The organism is Bradyrhizobium liaoningense, assembly GCF_018130955.1.
GTDB lineage: Bacteria > Pseudomonadota > Alphaproteobacteria > Rhizobiales > Xanthobacteraceae > Bradyrhizobium > Bradyrhizobium liaoningense_C.
In genome coordinates, this window is the sequence record NZ_JAFCJM010000040.1 from 58,376 (window position 1) to 64,840 (window position 6,465).

The window sequence follows — 6,465 nt, forward strand, 5'->3', positions numbered from 1 at the left end:
CGGCAACCCTCGGCTCAAGCTCAAGTCGATATCCGAGCACAGGCCTAGCGAGGTTCGCTCACGCCAGCAATGGCCTGCCGCGTGGGGCTGCATGCGCTGCCGATCATGCCGTCGCGCGGTAAATCTTACGCAAGGGAGCTGGCCCGAGGGGGATCCCGGGCCAGCCAGTCTGCCCAGGGGTCAGACGACCGTCAGGCGGACGTCGACATTGCCGCGGGTGGCGTTGGAATAGGGGCACACCTGGTGAGCCTTCGCGACCAGCGCTTCGGCGTCGGCCTTGGCAAGGCCGGGCAGCGAGACGGCGAGATCGATGTCGAGGCCAAAGCCGCCTTCCGAGCGCGGGCCGATGCCGACCGTGGAGGTCACGGAGGCGTCCGCAGGCACCTTCACGCCGCCGCCCTGCGCGGCAACCGCCTTCATCGCGCCGATGAAGCAGGCAGCATAGCCGGCGGCAAACAGCTGCTCGGGGTTGTTGCCGGCGCCGCCGCCACCGCCGAGCTCCTTCGGGGTCGCGAGCTTGACGCTGAAGGCGCCGTCGGCAGTCGAGGCGGTGCCGTCGCGGCCGCCGGTGGCTGTTGCGGTGGTCTTGTAGAGGACTTTCACGGACATGGTCATCTCCCTGTGGTTTGGTTGGGCGAAAGCTATATCGCACACAATTAGATTGCGTGCAATTGAAATTGCCGGGTCTCACACTTAATTGTTCGCAATTGAACACGCGGCCGCCCGGGGCCAGAATGCTAAAGTCCGAAGGGGTCAAAATGGTTCGAAAACAACTCACCGGCGATCAGCCGCTCCGGCTCGACAACCAGATCTGCTTTGCGGTCTATTCAGCCGCGCACGCCTTCAACCGAGTCTACAAGCCGCTGCTGGACCGGCTCGGCCTGACCTATCCGCAATATCTGGTGATGCTGGTGCTGTGGGAGCGCGACGACGTACCGCTGAAGGATATTGGCGAGAAGCTGTTCCTGGACTCCGGCACGCTGACACCGCTGCTCAAGCGCCTGGAGGCCGCGCAACTGGTCAAGCGCACCCGCTCGACCGAAGACGAGCGCCAGGTGCTGATTTCACTGACCCCGCAGGGCCACGCCCTGAAGGAGAAGGCCCGCGCCGTGCCGCAGTCGATCCTCGCGGCGTCGGACTGCTCGGTCTCGGAGCTCGTGGCGATGAAGAACGAGATCGTGGCGCTACGCGATCGGCTGAATGCGGTGATTGGGGAGTAGGGATGATTACGCCCGCTTAGGTCAGGCGCTTCTTCGAGAAGGCGCGGCCAGAGTGCGATTTGAGGTATTTTTCAAACGCCAGTGCTTGGTGTTTGTCGGGGAAGGCGCAGTACCAGATCAGCTCCCACGGTCTAAACTTGGCGGTGTGCGTAGACTTGCCGGCATTGTGTTCCGGAACCCGCCGCTTCAGGTCCTCCGTTGCCCCGATGTACTCCTGCTCGGGAAATTCGACGCTGCGGAGGATGTAGACGTACCACATTGATGGCTTTCGCCGGGGTAGTCGTTCGAAGGAAGGGAGCGGTACCCGTCCGTCTTCGCCCTTCGGGCTACGCCGGACACCACGCCTCGCCCTTCGGGCTCTGCGCGGCTGCGCAACGCGTAGCCCGAAGGGCGAAGCGTGGTGGAGCCAGGCGGGATCGAACCGCCGACCTCTTGCATGCCATGCAAGCGCTCTCCCAGCTGAGCTATGGCCCCTTAAGTCTTCCAGTTGGGATGATCCTGGGGGATCACTCCCGGCCGGCGAGCACGAAGTGACTCGCGCGGCTGCACCCTTTTTCACAGATCAGGGCTGATCTCAAGTCTCTTCATCACCGCCGACATCACCAATGATGTCGGTCACGTCCTCATCGCCCTCTTCGTCGTCGGCGATGAAGGTCGAATCATCGTCATCATCGTCCTCGAGGGTCTCGTCGACCTCGATGTCGTCCTCGGATTCCGGCACGACCGCCTTGACCTTGCCGGTATTCTCCTCGGCATCGGCCTCCTCGAGCGACACCAACTCTTCGGCTTCCGCCGGTTCCGGCGTGGTGTCCTGGGCCATGCTGCGCGCGGCCTCGCCGCGGGTCGCGCGGACCGGCGCCACAGGCGCGATCGGCACCACCTCGCCAGTATAGGGCGAGATCACCGGATTCTTGTTGAGGTCATAGAACTTCTTGCCCGTGGTCGGGCAAATGCGTTTGGTTCCGAGTTCGGACTTGGCCACGGCAGGAATCCTGGGAATGTCTGAAAAGCGGTGCTTCACTTGGCTAGTTGGCGGCCCGCTGTCAATAGCGCATTTCGGGAGAAAGACATGCCCGTAAAGACTTGCTCGTGACGGCACGGGGTCCCTGTGGTACCTGCGCCACGCGCCGCTGGGGATATCCGGGGGCGCCTGATCCAGGGACTTGAATCGTGAGCCATTCCGACCAGCGGACGCCCCTCCAGTCGCGCGCCAGCGGCCCCCTGACCGGGTCCGTGCGGGTGCCCGGGGACAAGTCGATCTCCCACCGCGCGCTCATCCTCGGGGCGCTTTCGGTCGGCGAAACCCGGATTTCCGGCCTTTTGGAGGGCGAAGACGTCCTCAACACCGCCAAATCCATGCGGGCCCTGGGGGCTCAGGTGGAGCGGATCGGCGATTTCGCCTGGTCGGTGCGGGGCGTCGGCGTCGGCGGTTTTGCGCAGCCCAAAGTCCCCCTCGATTTTGGGAACTCGGGGACCGGCTGCCGGCTGGTGATGGGGGCGGTCGCGGGCTGCCCGATTGCGGCGGTTTTCGACGGCGACGCCTCCTTGCGCAGCCGTCCCATGCGCAGGATCCTCGACCCGCTCGAAAAGATGGGCGCCAAGGTCACGGCCGGCGGCGAGGGCGGCCGGCTGCCGCTGACGCTCCAGGGCGCGCGCGATCCGCTACCGATCACCTACCGAACCCCGGTGGCCTCGGCCCAGATCAAGTCGGCGGTGCTGCTGGCGGGGCTAGCCGCGCCGGGCACGACCACCGTCATCGAGACCGAGGCCAGCCGCGACCACACCGAGCTGATGCTCAAGCATTTTGGCGCCGACATCACCTCCACCGTGGAAGGCCAGCACGGCCGCCGCATCACGCTGACAGGGCAGGGCGAGCTTCATGGCGCCAACGTCGTGGTGCCCGCCGATCCGTCTTCGGCGGCGTTTCCGATCGTGGCGGCGCTGATCGTCGGAGGCTCCGATCTCGTGCTCTCTGACGTCATGACCAATCCGCTGCGCACCGGCTTGTTCACCACACTGCGCGAGATGGGCGGCTTCATCGAGGAGAGCGAGATTCGCGGCGACGCCGGTGAGCCGATGGCGAAGTTGCGCGTGCGGGCGTCAAAACTGCGCGGCGTCGAAGTACCGCCGGAGCGCGCGCCGTCGATGATCGACGAATACCTGGTGCTTGCGGTGGCTGCGTCGTTCGCGGAAGGCACCACGATCATGCGCGGCCTGCACGAGCTGCGCGTGAAAGAATCCGATCGGTTGGCCGCGACCGCCGACATGCTGCGCGTCAACGGCGTGAAGGTCGAAATCTCGGGCGACGATCTCATCGTCGAGGGGCGTGGGCACGTGCCCGGCGGCGGCCTCGTCGCAACCCATATGGACCACCGCATCGCAATGTCGGCGCTGGTGATGGGCTGCGCGTCGGACCAGCCGGTGAAGGTCGACGACACCGCCTTCATCGCCACCAGCTTCCCGGACTTCATTCCGATGATGCGTTCGCTCGGGGCGGAGTTTTCATGATCATCGCCATCGACGGACCCGCAGCCTCCGGCAAGGGGACGCTCGGCAAGCGGCTCGCGCAACACTATGGCTATCGTCATCTCGATACCGGCGTGATCTATCGCGCCGTGGCCTATGGCCTGATGCAGGCCGGCCAGGACCTGCGGGATGAGGCGGCGGCCGTGGCCGTGGCGCTGGAGCTCGATCCGGAAAAGTTCGGCAATCCGGCGCTGAAATCGCAGCAGGTCGGCGATGCCGCATCCGTGGTTTCCGCAATCCCGAGGGTTCGCGAGGTCCTCCTGAACTTCCAGCGGCAATTCGCCGCCGATCCGCCCGGCGCCGTGCTCGACGGCCGCGACATTGGAACCGTGATCTGCCCGCACGCCGACGTGAAGATCTTCGTCGTCGCCGACCCCAAGGTCCGCGCCCGCCGCCGGACGCTGGAGGCCAAATCGAGGGGCGAGGCTGCGGACGAGGCCGCCATTCTGGCCGACATCCTCCAGCGCGACGAACGCGACCAGAACCGGCCGGTTGCGCCGCTAAAACCGGCCCCGGATGCTCACTTGCTTGATAACTCTCAACTGGATATAGAAGGCGGCGTCCGGGCCGCCATCGACATTATCGAGGCCGTCCGAGCGGGCCGGCAGCGGGGTTAAGCCGCAGCCGTCATTGGAGGAAGCGCCCGCTCCCGCTCTTGAAGGTCGATAACTCGGTCCCCTCCTCGGGGCCGGCGACATCCAGGCTCCGGATCACGATTTTCAACGTATCGAACGCGCGGGCTCTCGCCGGCCCGCTGTTGCTGTTTCGGGTCGCAAGCCCGGGACACGAGCGGTCGCTCGAAGGTTCTGCGGACCTTCCGACACTGCGCGCACGATACGCCCTTAAACCCAACGGCCGGCAAGACGTCCGCAACTGGAGAACAAATGGCTTCGATGACTGCTGATACCTATAGCCCCTCGCGCGACGATTTCGCCGCGATGCTCGACGAGTCCTTTGCCGGCGGCAATTTGCAGGAAAGCTCCGTCGTCAAGGGCAAGGTTGTTGCGATTGAAAAGGACATGGCCGTCATCGACGTCGGCCTGAAGACCGAGGGCCGCGTCGCGCTGCGCGAATTTTCCGGCCCCGGCCGTGAGAGCGACCTCAAGGTCGGCGACGAGGTGGAAGTGTTCCTCGATCGCATCGAAAACGCCCTCGGCGAAGCCGTGCTGTCGCGCGACAAGGCGCGCCGCGAAGAGAGCTGGGGCAAGCTCGAGAAGGCGTTCCAGAACAACGAAAAGGTCACGGGCGTCATCTTCAACCAGGTCAAGGGCGGCTTCACCGTCGACCTCGACGGCGCCGTGGCCTTCCTGCCGCGCTCGCAGGTGGACATCCGTCCGATCCGCGACGTCGCTCCGCTGATGAACAACGCGCAGCCGTTCCAGATCCTCAAGATGGACCGCCGCCGCGGCAACATCGTGGTGTCGCGCCGCACCGTGCTGGAAGAGACCCGCGCCGAGCAGCGCCAGGAGCTGGTGCAGAACCTCGAAGAGGGTCAGGTGATCGACGGCGTGGTCAAGAACATCACCGATTACGGTGCGTTCGTTGATCTCGGCGGCATCGACGGCCTGCTGCACGTCACCGATATCGCCTGGCGTCGCGTCAACCACCCGACCGAGGTGCTGACGATCGGTCAGACCGTGAAGGTCAAGATCATCAAGATCAACCACGAGACGCACCGCATCTCGCTGGGCATGAAGCAGCTCCTGGACGATCCGTGGCAGGGCATCGAAGCCAAGTACCCGCTGGGTGCGCGCTTCACCGGCCGTGTCACCAACATCACCGACTACGGCGCGTTCGTCGAGCTCGAGCCGGGCATCGAAGGCCTGATCCACGTCTCCGAGATGTCGTGGACCAAGAAGAACATGCACCCCGGCAAGATCGTTTCGACCTCGCAGGAAGTCGAAGTGCAGGTGCTCGAAGTCGATTCGGTCAAGCGCCGCATCTCGCTCGGCCTCAAGCAGACCATGCGCAATCCCTGGGAGGTCTTCGTCGAGAAGCATCCGACCGGTTCGGTGGTCGAGGGCGAGGTCAAGAACAAGACCGAGTTCGGTCTGTTCCTGGGTCTCGAGGGCGACGTCGACGGCATGGTCCACCTCTCCGACCTCGACTGGAAGCTTCCGGGCGAGCAGGTGATCGACAACTACAAGAAGGGCGACATGGTGAAGGCCGTCGTGCTCGATGTGGACGTCGAGAAGGAGCGCATCTCGCTCGGCATCAAGCAGCTCGAAGGCGACCCGTTCGCCGAGCCGGGCGATGTCAAGAAGGGCGCCGTCGTGACCTGCGAAGTGCTCGAAGTGAAGGAGAGCGGTATCGAGGTGAAGATCGCCGGTACCGACTTCACCACCTTCATCAAGCGCTCGGAGCTCGCGCGTGACCGCAACGACCAGCGCGCCGAACGCTTCGCCGTCGGCGAGAAGGTCGATGCCCGCGTGATCCAGTTCGACAAGAAGGCCCGCAAGGTCCAGGTGTCGATCAAGGCGCTCGAAGTCGCCGAAGAGAAGGAAGCCATCGCGCAGTACGGCTCGTCCGATTCGGGTGCGACGCTCGGCGACATCCTCGGCACCGCGCTCAAGAACCGCGGCGAGAACAAGTAAGTCGTCTGTACGTTTTGCAAGTATCGAAGCCCCGGCGAAAGCCGGGGCTTTTTGTGGTGCGCCAGGCATGGCGCGGAGCGCCATGACTGGCGCGATTTGACCGGAGTGGTGTCCGGTCGATGACT

Annotated in this window: 7 protein-coding genes and 1 tRNA gene; 4 read left to right on the forward strand and 4 right to left on the reverse strand. The window is 64.6% G+C overall.

Features of this window, described 5'->3' with window-relative positions; genetic code table 11:
- Positions 1-180 precede the first annotated feature (180 nt).
- Complete coding sequence (locus JQ632_RS27130; protein WP_212405701.1) at positions 181-609, reverse strand: organic hydroperoxide resistance protein; 429 nt, start codon at positions 607-609, stop codon at positions 181-183.
- Between the two features lie 149 nt (positions 610-758).
- On the opposite strand from JQ632_RS27130, the gene JQ632_RS27135 reads away from it, so the two are divergent.
- Positions 759-1,220, forward strand: coding sequence for a MarR family winged helix-turn-helix transcriptional regulator (locus tag JQ632_RS27135; protein ID WP_212405702.1), 462 nt, complete (start codon positions 759-761; stop codon positions 1,218-1,220).
- A gap of 16 nt (positions 1,221-1,236) precedes the next feature.
- On the opposite strand, the gene JQ632_RS27140 is transcribed toward JQ632_RS27135, so the two are convergent.
- The 3 genes from JQ632_RS27140 to JQ632_RS27150 all read right to left on the reverse strand — a co-directional run bounded on the left by JQ632_RS27140 (position 1,237) and on the right by JQ632_RS27150 (position 2,202).
- Positions 1,237-1,479: a GIY-YIG nuclease family protein gene (locus tag JQ632_RS27140; protein ID WP_212405703.1), complete on the reverse strand. Its 243-nt coding sequence runs from the start codon at positions 1,477-1,479 to the stop codon at positions 1,237-1,239.
- Positions 1,480-1,618: 139 nt separating this feature from the next.
- Positions 1,619-1,694, reverse strand: a tRNA-Ala gene (locus JQ632_RS27145).
- 100 nt (positions 1,695-1,794) lie between these two features.
- Positions 1,795-2,202 (reverse strand): TIGR02300 family protein, encoded by a 408-nt coding sequence (locus JQ632_RS27150; RefSeq protein ID WP_212405704.1) that lies wholly within the window; start codon positions 2,200-2,202, stop codon positions 1,795-1,797.
- A gap of 188 nt (positions 2,203-2,390) precedes the next feature.
- Between JQ632_RS27150 and aroA the strand changes: the two genes are divergently transcribed.
- The 3 genes from aroA to rpsA all read left to right on the forward strand — a co-directional run bounded on the left by aroA (position 2,391) and on the right by rpsA (position 6,340).
- A complete protein-coding gene (gene aroA, locus JQ632_RS27155) occupies positions 2,391-3,728 on the forward strand; it encodes a 3-phosphoshikimate 1-carboxyvinyltransferase (RefSeq protein ID WP_212405705.1) in 1,338 nt (445 codons plus the stop codon).
- Positions 3,725-4,363 carry a (d)CMP kinase gene (gene cmk, locus JQ632_RS27160; protein WP_212405706.1) on the forward strand — a complete coding sequence of 213 codons (639 nt, stop codon included), beginning with the start codon at positions 3,725-3,727 and terminating at the stop codon, positions 4,361-4,363. The genes aroA and cmk overlap by 4 nt, the downstream gene beginning before the upstream one ends.
- A gap of 267 nt (positions 4,364-4,630) precedes the next feature.
- Entirely contained in the window at positions 4,631-6,340 is a 1,710-nt protein-coding gene (gene rpsA / locus JQ632_RS27165) for a 30S ribosomal protein S1 (RefSeq protein ID WP_212405707.1), read from the forward strand.
- Positions 6,341-6,465: the final 125 nt, after the last annotated feature.